Source organism: Pantoea dispersa (assembly GCF_035783935.1).
Classification (GTDB): domain Bacteria; phylum Pseudomonadota; class Gammaproteobacteria; order Enterobacterales; family Enterobacteriaceae; genus Pantoea; species Pantoea dispersa_C.
The window spans coordinates 1-18562 of the sequence record NZ_JALKOV010000002.1 but is presented as its reverse complement, the minus strand read 5'-3'; the positions used below and the strand labels follow the sequence as shown (position 1 = coordinate 18562).

The 18562-nt window shown below is 58.1% G+C and carries 15 protein-coding genes; 6 read left to right on the top strand and 9 right to left on the bottom strand.

From position 1 onward, the window contains the following. Nucleotides 1-146: 146 nt before the first annotated feature. The 3 genes from malT (at nt 147) to relE (ending at nt 3503) form a co-directional block, all read left to right on the top strand. Nucleotides 147-2849, top strand: a complete 2703-nt coding sequence (malT, locus tag MXF20_RS04935; protein ID WP_325967982.1) for an HTH-type transcriptional regulator MalT — start codon at nt 147-149, stop codon at nt 2847-2849. A 127-nt stretch (nt 2850-2976) separates the two neighbouring features. Beyond that, on the top strand, nt 2977-3216 hold the full coding sequence (gene relB / locus MXF20_RS04930) for a type II toxin-antitoxin system antitoxin RelB (RefSeq protein WP_058759167.1): 240 nt from the start codon (nt 2977-2979) through the stop codon (nt 3214-3216). Beyond that, nucleotides 3216-3503, top strand: a complete 288-nt coding sequence (gene relE / locus MXF20_RS04925; RefSeq protein ID WP_325967981.1) for a type II toxin-antitoxin system mRNA interferase RelE — start codon at nt 3216-3218, stop codon at nt 3501-3503. Before relB ends, relE begins: the two co-directional genes overlap by 1 nt. A 100-nt stretch (nt 3504-3603) precedes the next feature. Here relE and MXF20_RS04920 read toward each other — a convergent pair whose 3' ends face one another. Both MXF20_RS04920 and MXF20_RS04915 read right to left on the bottom strand, forming a co-directional pair. Then, nucleotides 3604-5385, bottom strand: a complete 1782-nt coding sequence (locus tag MXF20_RS04920) for a putative bifunctional diguanylate cyclase/phosphodiesterase (protein WP_325967979.1) — start codon at nt 5383-5385, stop codon at nt 3604-3606. Nucleotides 5386-5814: 429 nt separating this feature from the next. Further along, nucleotides 5815-6696, bottom strand: coding sequence for a LysR family transcriptional regulator (locus MXF20_RS04915; protein WP_325967978.1), 882 nt, complete (start codon nt 6694-6696; stop codon nt 5815-5817). A gap of 104 nt (nt 6697-6800) precedes the next feature. Between MXF20_RS04915 and budA the strand changes: the two genes are divergently transcribed. Together budA and alsS are read left to right on the top strand one after the other, a co-directional pair. Beyond that, nucleotides 6801-7583 carry an acetolactate decarboxylase gene (gene budA, locus MXF20_RS04910; protein WP_325967977.1) on the top strand — a complete coding sequence of 261 codons (783 nt, stop codon included), beginning with the start codon at nt 6801-6803 and terminating at the stop codon, nt 7581-7583. 14 nt (nt 7584-7597) lie between these two features. Next, the gene (gene alsS, locus MXF20_RS04905; protein ID WP_325967976.1) at nt 7598-9277 is read left to right on the top strand and encodes an acetolactate synthase AlsS; all 1680 of its coding nucleotides are present in this window, start codon (nt 7598-7600) and stop codon (nt 9275-9277) included. An 83-nt stretch (nt 9278-9360) separates the two neighbouring features. On the opposite strand, the gene MXF20_RS04900 is transcribed toward alsS, so the two are convergent. The 7 genes from MXF20_RS04900 to MXF20_RS04870 form a co-directional block, all read right to left on the bottom strand. Next, nucleotides 9361-11022 carry a methyl-accepting chemotaxis protein gene (locus tag MXF20_RS04900; protein ID WP_325968455.1) on the bottom strand — a complete coding sequence of 554 codons (1662 nt, stop codon included), beginning with the start codon at nt 11020-11022 and terminating at the stop codon, nt 9361-9363. Between the two features lie 147 nt (nt 11023-11169). Then, nucleotides 11170-12189, bottom strand: coding sequence for a GlxA family transcriptional regulator (locus MXF20_RS04895; protein WP_325967974.1), 1020 nt, complete (start codon nt 12187-12189; stop codon nt 11170-11172). A 244-nt stretch (nt 12190-12433) separates the two neighbouring features. Further along, a complete protein-coding gene (locus MXF20_RS04890; RefSeq protein ID WP_325967973.1) occupies nt 12434-13552 on the bottom strand; it encodes an FAD-binding oxidoreductase in 1119 nt (372 codons plus the stop codon). 32 nt (nt 13553-13584) lie between these two features. After that, nucleotides 13585-14658: a Gfo/Idh/MocA family oxidoreductase gene (locus MXF20_RS04885; RefSeq protein ID WP_325967972.1), complete on the bottom strand. Its 1074-nt coding sequence runs from the start codon at nt 14656-14658 to the stop codon at nt 13585-13587. Beyond that, complete coding sequence (locus MXF20_RS04880) at nt 14658-15404, bottom strand: amino acid ABC transporter ATP-binding protein (RefSeq protein WP_325967971.1); 747 nt, start codon at nt 15402-15404, stop codon at nt 14658-14660. The genes MXF20_RS04885 and MXF20_RS04880 overlap by 1 nt, the downstream gene beginning before the upstream one ends. A 1-nt stretch (nt 15405) precedes the next feature. Next, complete coding sequence (locus MXF20_RS04875; protein ID WP_325967970.1) at nt 15406-16212, bottom strand: amino acid ABC transporter permease; 807 nt, start codon at nt 16210-16212, stop codon at nt 15406-15408. 73 nt (nt 16213-16285) lie between these two features. Beyond that, nucleotides 16286-17107, bottom strand: coding sequence for an ABC transporter substrate-binding protein (locus MXF20_RS04870; protein ID WP_325967969.1), 822 nt, complete (start codon nt 17105-17107; stop codon nt 16286-16288). Between the two features lie 195 nt (nt 17108-17302). Here MXF20_RS04870 and MXF20_RS04865 point away from each other — a divergent pair, with 195 nt between their 5' ends. Next, nucleotides 17303-18379, top strand: coding sequence for a LacI family DNA-binding transcriptional regulator (locus MXF20_RS04865; protein ID WP_325967967.1), 1077 nt, complete (start codon nt 17303-17305; stop codon nt 18377-18379). The last annotated feature ends 183 nt before the right edge of the window (nt 18380-18562 follow it).

Sequence of the window (18562 nt, the reverse complement as noted above, 5' to 3'; positions counted from 1 at the left end):
GGCAGGAGTGTGATAACACTCGCTTTTGTAAAGCATAACTAATCAGTTCGCTTGCATTCAGTAACCGAATCTCCGAACGTGTATGACTATTAATTACGAAGCGTAAAAAAATGATGCGCTGAACGTTAACGGAGAAGCGTGCGCCCATGTTGATACCCTCTAAACTGAGTCGTCCCGTTCGTCCTGAAAGCACGGTTACCCGCGATCGTCTGCTGCAAAAGCTCAGCGCAGCGGCGAACTACCGGCTGGTGCTGATTGCCAGCCCGGCGGGCTACGGCAAAACCACGCTGGTATCGCAATGGGCGGCTGATAAAAGCGAGCTGGGCTGGTATTCATTAGACGAGGGCGACAATCAGCCGGAGCGCTTCGCCGATTACCTGATCGCCGCGCTGCAGCAGGCTACCCGCGGCGCATGCAGTCGCAGCGAGACGCTGGCGCAAAAGCGTCAGTACGTGAACCTCAACGCGCTGTTTGCCCAGTTGTTTAATGAGCTGGCCGCGTGGCAGCAGCCGCTGTGGCTGATCATTGATGATTATCATCACATCACCAATCCCGCCGTGCATGAAGCGATGCGTTTTTTCCTGCGCCATCAGCCGGATAACCTGACGCTGGTGGTGCTGTCGCGTAATCTGCCGCAGCTGGGTATAGCTAATCTGCGCGTGCGTGAACAGCTGCTGGAGCTGGGCAGTCAGCAGCTGGCCTTCACCCATCAGGAGGCGAAACAGTTCTTCGACTGCCGCCTGAGTGCGCCACTCGCGCCGGATGAGAGCAGCCGTCTGTGTGATGATGTAGCAGGCTGGGCGACCGCGTTACAGCTGATTGCCCTGTCCACCCGTCAGGGCGCGGCGTCAGCGCAGGACTCCGCTCGCCGGCTCTCCGGCATCAATGCCAGCCACCTTTCCGATTACCTGGTCGAGGAAGTGCTGGATAACGTTGATGCCGCCACGCGCCATTTTTTGCTGAAGAGCGCGTTATTGCAGTCGATGAATGATGCGCTGGTCGCCTGCGTTACCGGTGAAGACAACGGGCGCATGCGGCTGGAGGAAATTGAACGTCAGGGGCTGTTTATTCAGCGCATGGATGATTCAGGGCAGTGGTTCAGCTATCACCCGCTGTTTGGCAGCTTTTTACGTCAGCGCTGCGAATGGGAGCTGGCCAGCGAGCTGCCGGCAATCCACCGCGCGGCCGCGCAAAGCTGGATGGCGCAGGGTTTTCCCGGCGAGGCGATTCATCACGCGCTGGCGTCCGGCGATACCGATCTGCTGCGCGACGTGCTACTGCAGCACGCGTGGACGCTATTTAACCGCAGCGAACTGGCGCTGCTGGAGCAGTCGCTGAACGCGCTGCCGTGGCGCACGCTGCTGACCAGCCCGAAGCTGGTGCTGCTGCAGGCCTGGCTGATGCAGAGCCAGCATCGTTTTTCCGAAGTTAACCGGCTGCTGACGCGCTTTGAGGAAGGCTGCGACTGCGAAATTGACGCCGCGCTGCAGGGCGAATTCAATGCGGTGCGCGCGCAGGTTGCCATCAATCACGGCAACGCCGACGAAGCAGAGCGGCTGGCACGGCTGGCGCTGGAAACGCTGCCGGAAACGCGTCGCTATAGCCGCATTGTTGCCACCTCGGTGCACGGCGAAGTGATGCATTGCAAAGGCGACCTGACCAACTCGCTGGCGCTGATGCGGCAAACCGAACAGATGGCGCGCCGCGATGAAGCCTGGCACTACGCGCTGTGGAGCCTGATTCAGCAAAGCGAAATCCTGTTTGCCCAGGGCTTTTTACAATCTGCCTGGGAGATTCAGGAAAAAGCGTTTGTGCTGGTGAGCGAACAGCACCTGGCGAACTTCCCGCTGCACGAGTTTTTACTGCGCATCCGTGCGCAGCTGATGTGGGCGTGGGGCCGGCTGGATGAGGCCGAACAGGCGGCGCGCGCGGGCATCAAAGTCCTGAAAGGCTATCCGCCCCAGCAGCAAATCCAGTGCCTTGGGCTATTAATTCAGTGCTCGCTGGCGCGCGGCAATCTGGATAATGCGCGCAGCTATCTCAGCCGGCTGGAAAACCTGATGAATAACGGCGTGCTGCACAGCGACTGGATTGCCAACGCCGACAAAGTGCGGCTGATCTACTGGCAGATGACGGGCGATGCGCAGAGCGCCAGTCACTGGATGCGCCACACCGATAAACCCGCCTTTGCCAACAATCATTTTTTGCAGGGCCAGTGGCGCAATGTGGCGCGGGCGCAGATCCTGCTGGGCAATCTCAGCCAGGCCGAAGTGATCCTCGATGAGCTGAATGAGAATGCGCATGCGCTGCGGCTGATGAGTGATTTAAACCGTAACCTGCTGCTGCTGAATCAAATCTACTGGCAAACCGCACGCAAAGCAGAGGCGCAGCAGGCGCTGATCGAAGCGCTGAAGCTGGCACGCAGCACCGGCTTCGTCAGCCACTTCGTGATTGAGGGCGAAATGATGGCGCAGCAGCTGCGCCAGTTAATCCAGCTCAATACGCTGAGCGAACTCGATCAGCATCGTGCCCGGCGCATTCTCAATGAGATCAATAAGTATCACCGGCATAAGTTTGCCCATTTCGATGAGAGCTTCGTCAGCCGGCTGTTGAATCATCCGGATGTGCCGGAGCTGATTCGCACCAGCCCGCTGACGCAGCGCGAGTGGCAGGTGCTGGGGCTGATCTACTCCGGCTACAGCAACGATCAGATCGCCGGCGAGCTAGACGTCGCAGCGACCACCATCAAAACCCATATCCGTAATCTGTATCAGAAGCTGGGCGTCACCCATCGCGCCGAAGCGATGCACCAGGCACAGTCAATGCTGAAACTGATGGGCTACGTTTAGGGCAGACGTCGTGTTGCGGTGAGGATTGTTACCTCGCAGAACGTGTGTGCCGCTGGGCATGACTTGATATATGCATGATGGAGTGAAATACTTGTAATGACATTTGTATCTACAAGAGGTGTAGGACATGGGCAGCATCAACCTGCGTATTGATGATGAACTCAAAGCACGTTCTTACGCTGCGCTTGAGAAAATGGGGGTGACTCCCTCTGAAGCGCTTCGTCTCATGCTGGAGTATATCGCCGAAAATGAACGTTTACCGTTCAAACAGACACTGCTGAGCGACGAAGATGCTGAGCTGGTCGAAATAGTGAAAGAGCGGCTTCGCAATCCTAAGCCAGTTCGTGTGACGCTGGATGATCTTTGATGGCCTATTTTCTGGATTTTGACGAGCGGGCACTAAAGGAATGGCGAAAGCTGGGCTCGACGGTACGTGAACAATTAAAAAAAAAGCTGGCTGAAGTCCTTGAAGCACCCCGGATTGAAGCGAACAAGCTTCGCGGTATGCCTGACTGTTACAAAATAAAGCTCAGGTCTTCAGGTTATCGCCTTGTCTATCAGGTGATAGATGAGAAGGTGGTGGTTTTCGTGATTTCCGTGGGTAAAAGAGAACGCGCGGAAGTTTATAGCGAGGCCGTGAAGCGCATTCTCTAAAACAAAGCAGGCTATTTCTGTTTCACAGTGAAAGTCTAAGCTAGCAGGTTCATAATATTGCCACTGACCCTGCTCCAGACGCTCTCTGGCGTACACTTACTCAGCTTTGTGCAGCGAGCTGGCGCGTCAGCCACGCATCCAGCTCGGTTTCCGGCAGCGGGCGCGCGTAGAAGTAGCCCTGCGCCTGATCGCAGCCATACGTCGTTAGCGCCGCAACGGTGTCCGGATCCTCTACGCCTTCAGCCAGTACGGTGTAATCCAGCTCTTTCAGCATGGTAATGATGCTGCGCGCGATAATCCGCGACGCGGTATCTGAGGCGATTTCACTGATCAGCGCACGATCGAGTTTGATCACGTCGAGCGGCATACGTCGCAGGTAACCAATGTTGCTGTAGCCGGTGCCAAAGTCATCCAGCGAGATCGCAAAACCGCGCAGCTTCAGCATCTCCAGTCCCTGTAACGCAGCGGGGCTATCAATAATCTGCTCGGTTTCCAGGCATTCAATGCCCAGCAGCGAGGTCGGTAGCTGCGCCTGCAGCATCTTCGCTTCCAGCTCATCCGCAAAACCGGGATGAGAGAAATCGCGACTGCTGATGTTAATGGTCACCGGTAACTGGATAGCACTGTGCCGCAGGCGTTTGAGCCGGCTAATCACCTGGTCGGTCACCCAGGTGGTTAACGCACTGAGCAACTCCGTCTGTTCAGCCAGTGGGATAAACAGATCGGGCGGAAGTTCACCGCGCTGTGGATGCCGCCAGCGCAGCAGCGCCTCCAGTCCGACAGGCTGACCGCTAATCAGGCAAATCTTGGGCTGGAATGCCAGCCACAGGCCATGATCCTGCTGGAGCGCCGCAGCCAGATCGTTCATCAGTAAAAAGTCCTGCGTGCGACGCTGATCGGCAACCGGGCTGAAGCTCATGGCGGGCACCCGGTTGCCGATCGCTTCATGCAGCGCACTTACCGCCCGGCGCAGCACTTCCTGCGCGCGCAATTCCACTGGCGTGAAGGTGACTTCGCCGGTGAAGCAGGTCAGGGCAACAGAGATGCCGGCACCCAGATCCGCGCTGATCCCTGCCAGACTTTCCGCCACCGATGCAGCGCTCAGCGGACTATTTTCCACTGTCAGAATCGCAAAGCGCCCGGTGGCAACGATATAAACAATGTCATCTGCGCCGGGTCGCACCCGCTGCGGTAATAACGTGGTGACGTGCTTCAGCAGGCTTTCCACCGGCCCCATGCCCATGGCACGCGCCAGTTCATAGGCGCGCGGCATATCAATGCAATCGATCAGGATCAGCCGCTGCGGCGTCCGATCCCCCAGTGACGCCAGCCGCTGCAGATCGCGAATCAGACGCTGGCGGTTGGGAAGTCCGGTGACCGGATCGGTAAAGCCCGCGCAGTGCCACGCTTCGAGGAATGACATCACCAGGTCGGCCAGCAGCTGTAATATCTTCACCTGCTCAGCGCTGAACGGGTGCGGTGCAACGTCGGTCACGCACAGCGTGCCCAGCACGTAACCGTCACGATGTCTGAGCGGCACGCCAGCATAAAAGCGGATGTAGGGGGCACCAATGATCAGTGGATGGCGGTCAAAACGGGCGTCCTGCAGAGTATCAGGGATGACCACCGCACCGTCACTGTCCACCGCATAGCGGCATAGCGAGTCCTCGCGGGAAGAGTGCTCCAGCGCAAAATTGTGGGCGGCGCAGATATGCTGATGTTCATCATCCAGAACGGAGACAAAGCTGCCTGGAATACCCAGTGCCTGACTGGTCAGCCGGACAAAGTTTTGTAATACGTCGTCGCGGCTTTCATCGCGGCTGCGCAGCACTTTTATTGCTCGCGCACGGCGATCGTCGTCACCGTTAAAGTTCATCAGCATAAGTTCCTCCGCGCCGGCCTGGTTCCGGTGCGAAATTCAACAGCAAAAGTGCAGTCTGCAGCCCGCAACACAGTGTCGCTGGCAGGATAATTCCGCGCGCATTAAATAATGGGTATCACTCATGGTAGGCTTAACGCGGGCATCTGTCATATTTATTTTCTTTAACGAGTTTTTTAGTAAGCGACGATTCCTTTATTTCATCGAACTGCAGTGCAATGCGCGCATTAGCCGGCCAGATAATATTGTTTATTTCTACCTATAAATAAGTAGCGCGAACAACAGATAGCGCTTGAAAATGAAGCAGTTACTAATTTCGCCGTTGAAATACACCGTTTGCCAACATTCTCCGGCGACCTTTAATGAGCGATATAATAATATCCCGCGAGATTATTATCGTAATCGATATTGCCAATTCCGTTAGTGCCGGACTTAATCACCTTCAATTAAACTTAACAGATGCAGCACCGTTTTGGCCGGATGATTACGCCGCCAGGCGAACGCAATGTCGGTAAACAATGTATTATTCTCAATGTCACGAAACACCAGTTGTGGATTACTCACGCAGCACAGTGAAGCCGGCACCAGCGCAATCCCGCAGCCTGCGCCCACCATGCCGAGCGAGGAGGTAATCTGCGGTGCCTGCTGAAAGCGCGTTGCATCAAAGCCGGCGCGCAGACAGGCACTGACGATTAATTCGTACAGGCTGGGCGCAACCTCGCGCGGAAATATAATCAGTGATTCTCCGGCCAGCTGGGTCAGCGCAACACTTGGCTGCTGGCTGAGCGCATGGCTGGCCGGCAGCGCCACTTTCATCTCTTCCGTAGCAATCACTTTCAGGTTAAACGTCTTGCTGCTTTCACACGGCAGGCGAATAAAGGCTGCGTCCAGTAAACCGTCACCCAAATCCTGCATCAGCAGCGCCATGTTCTCTTCCCGCGTGATCAGCTCCATCGCCGGGTAGCGCGTTTTGAAGGCGCGAATCAGATCAAACACCGGGGCGCCAAATGCGACCGAGCTGGCGAAACCCAGCGACATCTGACCGCTCATGCCGCGCGCGACGCCGCGCGCCTTTTCCAGCGCCATATCGGCCAGCTGGACAATCGCTATCGCATCGGGCAGAAACGCCCGGCCCGCATCGGTCAGCTCCACGCCGCGCGTCAGGCGCTTCAGCAGCGGGGTGCCAATCTCGTGCTCCAGCCGCTGGATTTGCTGGCTGAGCGGTGGCTGCGATATGCCCAGCATTTCGGCGGCACGGGTAAAGTGCTGCGTTTCAGCAACGGCAACAAAGTAGCGCAGGTGGCGAAGTTCCATATCAATAACGTCTCAAAGTTGGCAGTTTTCACTATTGGATTCTGTGAGCTATCTGGCCCACCATGATATTAACACGGCTTAACTATCTGATTGTGAGGCAGCAAATGTGTAACTTTGTATCTGATTGTTCATGCGAAGATCAGCTCAGGAAATCCGTCACCCAACTCGGACAGCAATCACCAGAAAAGGTTATCTATCAGACCTCACTGATGAGCGCATTGCTCAACGGCGTGTATGACGGCTCAACCACCGTCGCGCAGCTGTTGCAGAAGGGGGATTTTGGCCTCGGCACCTTTAACCAGCTGGACGGTGAACTGGTGGCATTCGATCGCCAGGTTTATCAGCTGCGCGCCGACGGCAGCGCCAGTCCGGCACGACCTGAACAGCAAACGCCGTTCGCGGTGATGACCTTCTTCAAACCGGAACATCAACATCGTTTTAGTCACAGCGCCACGCGTGATGACGTCCATCAGGTGATCGATCGCATCATCACCTCCGATAACCATTTCTGCGCGCTGCGTATCAGCGGCCGCTTTGTCTCGGTGCAGACGCGCACCGTGCCCTGCCAGTGCCGTCCGTATCGCGCTATGCCGGAAGTGCTGGGCAATCAGCCCACCTTTGATTTTCGCCAGCGCGACGGTGAACTGATTGGATTCCGCACGCCGCAATATATGCAGGGGATTAACGTCGCCGGCTATCACGAACATTTCATTACCGACGATCGCCAGGGCGGCGGGCATATCCTCGATTATGTGCTGGAGCAGGGCACGCTGACGTTTGGTGCCATCAGCAAACTGGTGGTCGACTTACCGCAGGATCGCGAGTTCCTGCAGGCCGATCTCAATCCCCAGGATCTGGATGCCGCGATCCGTTCCGTCGAGAGTTAACCGCAGAGGTGATCATGAAACAGCTTAAAACCCACACGCTGTGGAACAGCGGCGCCGACCTGGTCGTCGCTCAACTGGAAGCGCAGGGCGTTAACCATATTTTCGGTATTCCCGGTGCCAAAATCGACAAGGTGTTTGATTCGCTGGTGGATTCTTCCATTCAGCTGATCCCGGTGCGCCACGAGGCCAACGCGGCGTTCATGGCCGCGGCGATTGGCCGCCTGACCGGCCACGCCGGCGTCGCGCTGGTGACGTCTGGCCCCGGCTGCTCGAATCTGGTGACCGGCATGGCCACCGCCACCAGCGAAGGCGATCCGGTGGTGGCGATCGGCGGGGCGGTTAAGCGCTCCGACAGTGCCAAACAGGTGCATCAAAGCATGGACACGGTGGCGATGTTTCGCCCGGTGACCAAATTTGCCGTGGAAGTCACCGATGCGTCGGCGCTGGCAGAGTGTGTATCGAACGCGTTTCGCCATGCCGAAAACGGACGCGGTGGCGCGTCGTTTCTCAGCCTGCCGCAGGATATTGTCGACCAGCCGGTGTCCGGCAGCCTGTTATCGCACAAAGGGCAGGTGACGCTGGGTGCTGCGCCCGATTCGCTGGTGGAGGTGGTAAGCCGTGAGATTGCGCGGGCGAAAAACCCGGTGATCCTGCTGGGCCTGATGGCCAGCCAGCCGGAAAACAGCGCGGCGATTCATGAATTGTTAACCAAAAGCCGTATTCCGGTGACCAGCACCTATCAGGCGGCGGGCGCGGTGCGGCAGGAGCACTTCTCCCGCTTTGCCGGTCGGGTTGGGCTGTTTAATAACCAGGCGGGCGACCGCTTACTTCAGCAGGCAGATTTGATCATCACCATTGGTTACAGTCCGGTCGAGTATGAACCGGCCATGTGGAACAGCAGCAATGCGCTGCTGGTGCACATCGATGTGCTGCCCGCTGAGACCGATAACCACTATCAGCCCGACGCCGAACTGGTGGGCGATATCGCCGGGACGGTGCGCAAGATCGCCGCGCAAATCACTGCGCCGCTGCAGCTCAGCGACGCTGCCGCCACCATTCTGCAGGATCGTCAGCAACAGCGTCAGCTGCTGGCGATGCAGGGTGCCAGCCTCGATGGGTTCGCTCTGCATCCGCTGCGCATCGTGCGGGCGATGCAGGACATCATCAACAGTGACGTCAGCCTGACGGTTGATATGGGCAGCTTTCACATCTGGATCGCGCGTTATCTCTACAGCTTCCGCGCCCGGCAAATCATGATTTCCAACGGGCAGCAAACCATGGGCGTCGCGCTGCCGTGGGCGATTGGTGCCTGGCTGGTCGATCCGTCACGCAAGGTGGTGTCGGTGTCGGGTGACGGCGGCTTCCTGCAATCAAGCATGGAGCTGGAAACCGCGGTGAGGTTGAACGCCAATATTCTGCACATTATCTGGGTCGATAACGGCTATAACATGGTGGCGATTCAGGAAGAGAAAAAATATCAGCGCGTGTCCGGTGTGAACTTCGGACCGGTCGATTTTAAAGCCTACGCGCAGGCGTTTGGTGCCGCCGGCTTTGCGGTCAACAGCGCAGCCGAGCTGGAACCCACCTTGCGTCGGGCGATGGACGTGGACGGCCCGGCCGTGGTGGCGATCCCGGTGGACTACAGCGATAACCCGCTGCTGATGGGACAGCTGCACCTCAGCCAGTTGCTGTGAACGGAGGCGAAGCCGGACCGGCCGTGAACATCACGGCGGTCCGGAACAATAACGCAATTTACCATCTGGCCGGCCGGATGGGGTTAAAAGCTCTGCCAGTCCGCATCCATACCGTGCCCGGCGGCCACCGGCACGGCAGCCGGACGTTTCAGCACGGAGGCCGTTTTCGCTGAGTCGGCAGCGCGCGCTGCTGGCGCAGCTGAAGAACGGAATGAAAACTGATTAACCAGGCCGGACAGGGTTTGCGCCTGATCCTGCAGTGACGCCGATGCCGCAGAAGCCTCTTCTACCAGCGCCGCATTCTGCTGCGTCACATCATCCATCTGATTGATCGCCAGATGCACCTGTGAGATGCCGCTATTCTGCTCTTCCGCAGCCGCCGCAATTTCGCTGACCAAATCATTCACCTGGCGGAACGCGGTTTTCAGTCCGGCCATGTTCTCTTCCACCGCTTCGGCCTGTACTGCACCCGATTCCACCAGACTGTAAGAGGTATCGATCAGCTGTTTGATCTCTCTGGCCGCCTGCGTCGAACGTTGTGAGAGGTTGCGCACTTCACCCGCGACGACCGCAAAGCCCTTACCGTGTTCACCGGCGCGTGCCGCTTCGACGGCAGCGTTAAGCGCCAGGATATTGGTCTGGAAGGCAATGCCTTCGATCAGCGTGACAATTTCGGTGATTTTTTTCGAGCTGGCGCGGATCTCCGCCATGGTGGTGAGCATATTGCCCAGCGACACCGCGCTGGCGTCCGAAAGTTCTGTTGCACTGCCGGCCAGACGGTTGGCCTGCCGGGTATTGTCCGCCGTCTGGCGTACGGTTTCGCTCAGTTCCGCCATACTGGCTGCTGTCTGTTCCAGCGAGGCGGCCTGCTGCTCGGTTCGGGAAGAGAGATCTTCATTACCCGCGGCGATTTGTGCCGACGCCGAACTGACGGCGTGAGAAGCGCTACTGACCTGCGCCAGCGCGCTGCCAACCCGGTTAAGCAGCTGGTTAAAGGCGCGCGCCATGATGCCGACTTCGTCTTTTTTACTGTCATCGGCGGTGACGCTGAGATCAAGAGTGCTGCCGACATGGTCCATCACCTGACCGATCGCTTTCAGGCTGTGACGAATGCGCAGCAGGGTTAACGCGGTGAGCGTACCCAGTAACAGCAGCGTCAGCGCGACCCCGGCGCTCAGTCCCCAGAAGGTATAGCGATAAATCTCCTGGTTCACCACGCGTAGCCCGTCACCCAGCGACAGATTGAGCGCCATTTGCTGGCGATAATCGTTTTTCAGCTGGCTGATGGCGCCGCCGATGCCGCTCTCCGCTTCCAGCATGCCCAGCGTGACATCATCCTGATGGGCGTGTGAGGCGGCGAGAAACGCCGGCAGACGGGATTCCACCAGCCGCAGCGTCGCCAGCCCTTTAATCGTCATCTGCTTGTCTTCTGCACTGGAGATATCATTGGTTAGATAATACTCAGACAGCGTTTTGATATCGGTCAGCCGCTGCGCGATCTCTTTCTCGACCAGCGGCATGCGCGCATTGTCAGTCTGGCTTTGATGCTTATACAGCGACAGAGAGAGTTTATTGCTGCGATCGATCAGCTCGGACAAATCGCGAATAGAGGGAATTGCATTAGCCTGGACGTATTCAAAACGGTCCTGAAAACCGCCCAGCAGTCGCACAGAAATAATACCCGTCACCACCAGTGAAGCTGAGAGCAAAATGAAAGCCAGAGTAAGTCTTTGAGTAATATTCATCATCTGTTTACCTGGAAAAAGTTTAAAAGGAAGAACACAACAACTCAGCGTTAATCGGCATCACATCACAAAAAGTTATTTCAAAAATTATGAATAAATTAACTTTTAAGGATCATGAATTTTGAATTAATTAATTAACTTTCATAATCAGCAGGCTTTATTTTCAGTGTGTAAAAGCGCAGTGCGTTGCGCGATCCACTCACGATACTGTGCCGGCGTCATTGCCATCACCTGATGAAATGCTTTGCGAAAAGCCGTGTCTTCGCTGTAGCCACTTTGAACGGCGACGTCACGCACGCTAAGGCGGGTACTGGCCAGCAGGGTGCAGGCCAGCTCGATGCGGATGCGCGTAATAAACGCTTTTGGCGTTTCCTGCGACAGGGCGTTCATTCTGCGCTGCAGAGTGCGCCCGGTGACGTTCAGCGCGGCAGCCAGCTGAGCGGCATTAATGCCAGGATTTTCCAGACGGACAATCTCCTGCGCCCGTAGCAGGAACGGTGTGCCGCTGTTCAGCGCGCCCGGCGTGGCAGCAAGGTAAGGGTGCAGAAACGGGTTGTCAGCCAGCGACATCTCGCGGGTAAGGCTGGCAATCGCCGGGCCGGCGCTTTTTTCAATCAGATACAGGGCCAGCGATATCCACGAAAAACAGCCACCGCTGGTGATGACGCCTTCGTCCTCCTCCAGCGTTTTACCCTTTACCAGTCGCGCCTGCGGATAGCGCGCCTGCAGCATGTGGCTGACCCACCAGGTGGTGGTATAGGAACGGTCATTCAGCAGACCCGCTTCGCCCGGGATCACGGCACCGGTGCCGGCAGCAGCAATCCAGCAACCCTGCTGATAGAGTTTGTTAAACCAGCCGGCCGCCTGGCGGATGCTGTCGAGGTTGATCGGTTGCAGGTCAGGCCCCAGCAGCATGCCGGGCGCAATCACCACATCAACCGCACCGGCTCCCTGAAACGAGCTGTCGATGTGAATCAGGCGGCCTTCCGTATCCCACACCGGATCGCCGTTGGCGCTGACAATCAGCGTTTCAAACGCCTTGCCGGGAAAGCGTGCGGCGTGCACAGGAGAAGAGGCAATCGCTTTATTGGTGATCCAGAAAAGGTCGGTCAGTCCGGCAATGGCAGACAGTACGCTGCCTTCCAGGGCGAGTATGGCGATACGCATAAGGGGTTTCCTGTGTTCAGATTGTCGTGATTTGCGTGAATAATGTGACTTTTCCCGTGGCCGAAAAGGTCATATTTCAGCTGCGGGCAGTTATTTTATCTGGCCCTGATGATGCCCATGGCAAAAGAAACCGGTAATTAACAGAAGTCGGACCTGATAAAGCGCGGAGCAGACGCAGAGAGAATAAACGGATAGGACGGGAAAATGATCCAGCGCCACAATCATCGTGGCGCCGGAAATGGGCTTAGCTGAATCGTTCAGGACGGAAGGTGGCCAGCATTGGATGTTTTACGCCGCTCAGTATTTCCTGCGTCAGTATCTCGCCAAGAATTAACGCCAGCGTGGCGCCGGAATGGGTGAAGACGACAAAACAGCCGGGCACCTTCTGCAGCTCGCCGACCACCGGTTCGCCATCGCCGGGAATCGGCTTCAGACCAATTTTCCAGCTGTCGGCGCTTAACGGCGCGCCGTCGCCGATCAGATGACCGGCTTCGGCCATTAACTCATTAATCACCGCCGTATCGATGCTGTATTGTCCATCGGCACGCGCGACAATCTGCTCTTCATACCAGTCATGATCGACTGCGACAGTGCTGCCGGGATTGGGCCGGATCGCGGCGCGCGGCGTATTCATTACCACCTGCAGACCGTGATCGCAGGGCTGGCTGGTTACCAGCATCGAGACCGGAGAACCGTTGGGGATGTGCACGCCGAGCGGCGCCACCACGTCTGGCGTCCACGGACCACACGCCACCAGTACCCGATCGGCCCTGAACTCACCGCGTTTTTCACTGCGGATACCACAGGCCCGACCGTTGGCTGTCATCACGCTGGCTTTACCGGCGTTTTCAACGATTTCGCCGCCCAGCGCGCGAAACGCCTGAACCAGATGCTCAACCAGATGCGGCAGGCTGACCCAGCCTTCACCGGGATTGGCAATCGCCAGCTGATTCAGGCTGGCCGGATTGACCTGCGCATCGACATCACCGACCGTGGCGCGATTGATCAGCTTTGAGTCGTAGCCCTGCGCTTTTTCATAGTGATGACGCGCTTTGGTGCCGGCGTCATCGTCTGCGGCCCAGTAAATTGCGCCGTCGAAACGCAGCCAGTCGAGCTGCGGATGGCGGGCAAACAGCGTGCGATAGCGGTCAATGCCCGCCATGCGCAGCGCATGATAAGGCTGCGAGCGTTCGCCCGCAGAGTTAAGCCAGGAAAGCGAGCGGCCAGTGGCGCCGGAGCAGAGCGCCGCTTCCGTCACCAGCGTGACCTGCGCGCCCGCCTGCGCCAGTTGCCAGGCGGTTGAAACGCCGAGAACGCCGCCACCCAGCACGACAACGGTTTTCGTCACGGTTTTGTCAGACATCTTTGATTCCTTCTGTTAACAATGGTCGCCCTTCAGGCAATGCGTACGCGATGCTTCTGATGAAGTTGTTCGATAAGCTGTAAAACGCCGAGCGCTTCACGCGCCTCTACCGGCGGTGGCCCGCCCTGTAACAGCGCACTGGCTAATAGCTGATAGAAAGCGGGGTAGTTGCCGCGCTCAATCGGCTCGGATGTGGTGGCATCGACGCAACCCGTGCGGGCAGAATTTTCTGCCGGCGTGACGCCGTACTGGCTATCTGCTGGCGACAGGCCTGCCGCCAGCTGCGGCTCCTGGTTATCGAGCCCCCAGTGGGTAAAAGCGCCTTTGCTGCCCAGCAGATGAAAGCGCGGCGCGTTCAGTGCCGCCTGGCCATTCATCCACAGCCGCGAGCGCACGCCGTTGCGATGCAGCAGTGAAACGAAGCAGTCTTCGTCACTGTCCGACTGCGGGCCGGAATGGCGCGCCAGTTCCGCCGTAGCGTGTTCTACCGGACCAAATAACTGCATCGCCTGGTCAATCAGATGGCTGCCGAGATCCAGCAGCAAACCGCCGCCCTGCGCCAGCGTGACGCTGTCACGCCAGTTGCCGAATCCCTGTGGTCGCCACCACTCAAAGCGCGATTCAAAACTTCTTACGCTGCCAAAGGCTTCCTGCTGCACCAGGCGCTGCAACGTCAGAAAGTCGCCATCCCAGCGTCGGTTATGAAACACGGTGAGCAAGGTATTGGCCTGCTGCGCGGCGGCGATCATCATTTCTGCCGCCTGCACGTCTGGTGCAAACGGTTTATCCACTACCAGATGAATCGCGCGCTGGCTGGCCTGCACAGCCTGCTCCGCGTGTTGCGCCGGCGGCGTGGCCAGCACGATAAGGTCGATGTTGATGTCGCCGCCATCAATGGCCTGCAGCAGCGCAGGCCAGTCCGGCAACACGCGCGCCTGCGGATAACGTTGTTGCGCCGCCGCTACGCGTTGGGCATCGCCGGTAACGATGACGTCGAGACGATAGTCGGCGTTATGGCTAATCAGCGGCGCATGAAACACGCTGCCGGCGACACCAAACCCCACCAGCGCCGTGCGGATCGGGCCGCTAACCTGAAGATGTGTCATCACAGCACCTCCGACAGAAAACGCTGCAGACGCGCGGACTGCGGGCGGTCAAAGATTTGTTCCGGCGTGCCGGCTTCCACGATCTCGCCTTCATCCATAAACACCACCTGGTCGGCGACGCGCCGGGCGAATCCCATCTCGTGCGTAACCACCACCATGGTCATACCGCGCTGGCACAAATCGGCCATTAGCGTCAGTACGCCTTTTACCAGTTCAGGATCGAGCGCCGAGGTCGCTTCATCGAACAGCATCACTTCCGGCTCCATCGCCAGCGCGCGCGCTATTGCCACGCGCTGCTGCTGGCCACCGGAGAGATCGCGCGGACGGTGATCGGCTCGCTGAGCAAGGCCCACCTCGGCCAGCCGCTGACGGGCAATCTCCAGCGCTTCAGCTTTCGGGCGGCCTTTCACTTTCCACGGTGCCAGCGCCACGTTTTCCAGCGCGCTGTGATCGGGGAACAGGTTGAAATGCTGAAACACCATGCCAATCCGCAGCCGCAGCGCATCGGGCTTGTCATTCAGAACAGAACGCCCGGCCAGTAAGACATCGCCGTTCTTCGGCTCATGCAGGCGATTGATACCGCGCAGTAAGGTGGATTTCCCCGATCCCGATGGACCGATAATGCAGGTTGTGGTGCCCGGTTCGATGCTCAGCGACACATTGCGCAGCACCTCAATCGGGCCGTACGCCAGGGTCAGATTGCGCAGCTCGAGGCTGGCACCATGAAACGCAGCTGACATAGCCATATTAATGTCCTCGCTCACTGGTAAGGGAGACCGCTGGAACTACGTTGCGCTTTTGCTGCACTTCGTCGAGCTCCTTCAGACCGCTTTGTGGCGCGGTGGCGCGGCGACGTCCGGTACGGTAGCGGACATCGATATAGTTCACCGCGTGGGTGAGTGGCACGGTGATCACCAGATAGAACAGTCCGGCCAGCATCAGCGGTGACAGGTTGCCGCTCAGCACGGCGGCATCCTGACCGACGCGGAACAGTTCACGCTGGCCGGTCATCAGACCCAGCAGATAAACCAGCGACGAGTCTTTGATGATGGCGATGAACTGATTGACTATCGCGGGCAACACGCGGCGGATGCCCTGCGGGATGATCACCAGGCGCATCGCCCGGCCATAGCTCATCCCCAGCGCCCGGCAGGCTTCCATCTGCCCCTGTTCGACGCTCTGAATGCCGGCGCGGAAGATCTCGCCCATGTAAGCGCTGGTAATCAGGCTCAGGGCAAAAATGCCGAGCGGATATGGGGTAGGGCCAAACAGCTGATAGCTGAAACGCGCCAGGCCCTGACCAATCAACAGAATGGTGAGGATGGAAGGCAAGCCGCGAAACAGATCGGTATACAGCCGCGCGGGCACGCGCAGCCAGCGCGAGGGCGAGATGCCCATCAGCGCCAGTATCAGGCCGAATAACGTGCCCAGCACGGTGGCCGCCACGGAGATAATGATGGTGTTCACCAGTCCGGTTGCCAGCAGCTGTGGCAGCACGTCCATCATCGAGGGAATATCAAAAAACGTACGGGAAAGAATAGTGATCAGATCCATAGCCGATTCTCGGTTGCGGGTGACGGACACGCGCCGTCACCGGATGCAGTCTCACGCATAGCGATGCGCAGGGTTATTGGCCGCCGGGCAGATACTGTTGCGGCATTGGCGAACCCGGGAACCATTTCTCGTACAGCTGTTTCCAGGTGCCATCCTGCATCGCCGCTTTGATAGCTTTATCCAGCGCCGCTTTGAACTCCGGCTTGCCTTTGGCGATGGCGACACCCGCAGGCGCGTCAAAGGAAGGGATGTTCGCCGCCGTGACCAGCTTAAAGCGGGTGGCATAATCTTTGGCGGCTTCGTAGTCGAGGAACATGGCATTGAGCGTGCCGTTATTCAGCGCGGACACCGCTGCGTTGTTATCGGGAAAACGTACCAGATCGGTCTGTTTAAAATGCTGCAGCGCGTAGTTCTCCTGCAGCGTGCCCTGAATCACTCCCAGCCGTTTATGCGCCAGGGTTGCAACGTTTTTCACCCCGGAATCGCTGCGCGTCAGCACCGTCAGATAGCCCGCGAGATAGCCGGTGGAGAAGTCGACGGTTTTTTCGCGCAGCGGCGTAATGCCAATGGCGGCGACGCCGGCATCATACTGGCCATTTGCCACCGCCGGCAGAATGGCGGAGAAGTCCTGACCGATAAAATCCACCTGATCGATGCCCATGCGATGCGCCACATTTTTGAAGAATTCGACGTCAAAGCCGGTGAAGTTGCCGCTCTTGTCGGTGAAGGTGTAAGGCTTCGCGTCGCCAAGGCTGGCAACGCGCAGATGACCGGGCTCGATCAACCCCCAGGGATTACTGTCGCTGGCGGCGTGGGCGCTCCAGCTGGCGGAAACCAGCATAGCCGTGCCGAACAGGGCGGCGGTCAGGTGATGAAAACGTTTGTGCGATGTCATAAGGCTCTTCCGTCTGTGCAGGTGAAACTTCAGAGTTCGCCAAGCCGGTTTATTGTTATTGAGACCGGTCTCAACGCGGGGTAAAATGAAACCGGCTCTGGTTGTGAGACCGGTCTCATTTGGATATACTGATATTAAGCACACGCTTTCAGCAGCGTCAATTATGTTGTTATCAACTTGTGATTCGAAATAATTATGACCAATGAAAATGCTCGTTCCCGCGGTCCGACCGTCGCCGACGTCGCCCGCGCCGCCAATGTTTCCAAAGCTCAGGCGGCACGCGCGCTGGGCGGATATGGTTCCGTCAGTGAAGACGTGCAGACGCGGGTGAATCAGGCGGCTGAAGCGCTGGGTTACCGGCCAAACGAGCTGGCGCGCAGCATGAACACCGGCCGTTCCAATACCATCGGAGTGATTGTCGGCGACATTGAAAACCCGCACTTTGGCCTCGCGCTGCGCGGTATGGCGGATGTTGCGCGTCAGGCGGGCTTTCACCTGCTGCTGAGTAACAGCGATGAAACGCTGGACGAGGAACGGGAAGCGGTGCGCGTGATGCTGGATAAACGCGTCGATGGCATCATCGTCGCGCCGTGCAGTTCATTGTTTGAGGATAACGAACATCTGCGCCAGGTGCTGGCAGAAGGGCGTTCATTAATGATGTTCGACCGGGCTGTGCAGGGGATGGCGGTGGAGACCATCCAGGCGAACTTTGTTGCAGTGGCCAAACAGGCGACGGAGCTGTTACTGGCCGCCGGGCATCAGCGTATTGCTTATCTCTCCAGCATGCGCAGCGCTGCACCGTATTCGCCGGCAGTCACGCTCGGTCCCACGCCGGTGGCGCAACGTGTCAGCGGGATGATTGACGCTTACCGGGCCGCGGGCAAGGAACTGGACCCGGCGCTGATAAGGCTTAATGCACTCAGCGAAGCCATCATTGAGCAGATCCTGACTGAACTCCTGGCGCTCGCCGAGCCGCCCAGCGCGCTGATTGCCTCAGATAACCTGATTGCGATGGGCATCCTGCGCGGTCTGGCCAAACGCGGCCTGCGCGTACCCGAAGATATCTCTTTCGTGATGTACGACGATTTTCCCTGGACCGAGCTGATGTCACCGCCGCTGACCGTGGTCGCCCAGCCGGTGTATGAAATGGGCCGCGAAGCTGCGCGCCGGTTGATTTGCCACATCCGCCAGCAATCCGCCGGCGCTTTACCCGCGTTTGACAGCTGGATGGTGGTGCGCGGCTCGGTGGGGGAAAATCCGCCGGCCGGGTGATACCATGTGCCGCGGCGGGTTTGTGGAATTTCTCCCTGCTTTTTTTGGTCGCCATAAATGGCGCCCCTTATATCCCGATCATTCTCCTCCGGGTATGATGATCCCCGACTGATCATCGGGAAGTTGCTGGTGAGATGGGGGCGCCCCCTGGGCATAAAGCCTGCTTCGTAGATTCATCCCCGG

Coding starts and splice junctions, on each gene's coding strand:
- MXF20_RS04880 (WP_325967971.1), bottom strand. CDS start 15,404: ATGGCTATGTCAGCTGCGTTTCATGGTGCCAGCCTCGAGCTGCGCAAT.
- malT (WP_325967982.1), top strand. CDS start 147: ATGTTGATACCCTCTAAACTGAGTCGTCCCGTTCGTCCTGAAAGCACG.
- alsS (WP_325967976.1), top strand. CDS start 7,598: ATGAAACAGCTTAAAACCCACACGCTGTGGAACAGCGGCGCCGACCTG.
- MXF20_RS04870 (WP_325967969.1), bottom strand. CDS start 17,107: ATGACATCGCACAAACGTTTTCATCACCTGACCGCCGCCCTGTTCGGC.
- relE (WP_325967981.1), top strand. CDS start 3,216: ATGGCCTATTTTCTGGATTTTGACGAGCGGGCACTAAAGGAATGGCGA.
- MXF20_RS04915 (WP_325967978.1), bottom strand. CDS start 6,696: ATGGAACTTCGCCACCTGCGCTACTTTGTTGCCGTTGCTGAAACGCAG.
- MXF20_RS04890 (WP_325967973.1), bottom strand. CDS start 13,552: ATGTCTGACAAAACCGTGACGAAAACCGTTGTCGTGCTGGGTGGCGGC.
- MXF20_RS04895 (WP_325967974.1), bottom strand. CDS start 12,189: ATGCGTATCGCCATACTCGCCCTGGAAGGCAGCGTACTGTCTGCCATT.
- MXF20_RS04885 (WP_325967972.1), bottom strand. CDS start 14,658: ATGACACATCTTCAGGTTAGCGGCCCGATCCGCACGGCGCTGGTGGGG.
- MXF20_RS04920 (WP_325967979.1), bottom strand. CDS start 5,385: ATGCTGATGAACTTTAACGGTGACGACGATCGCCGTGCGCGAGCAATA.
- budA (WP_325967977.1), top strand. CDS start 6,801: ATGTGTAACTTTGTATCTGATTGTTCATGCGAAGATCAGCTCAGGAAA.
- MXF20_RS04875 (WP_325967970.1), bottom strand. CDS start 16,212: ATGGATCTGATCACTATTCTTTCCCGTACGTTTTTTGATATTCCCTCG.
- MXF20_RS04865 (WP_325967967.1), top strand. CDS start 17,303: ATGACCAATGAAAATGCTCGTTCCCGCGGTCCGACCGTCGCCGACGTC.
- MXF20_RS04900 (WP_325968455.1), bottom strand. CDS start 11,022: ATGAATATTACTCAAAGACTTACTCTGGCTTTCATTTTGCTCTCAGCT.
- relB (WP_058759167.1), top strand. CDS start 2,977: ATGGGCAGCATCAACCTGCGTATTGATGATGAACTCAAAGCACGTTCT.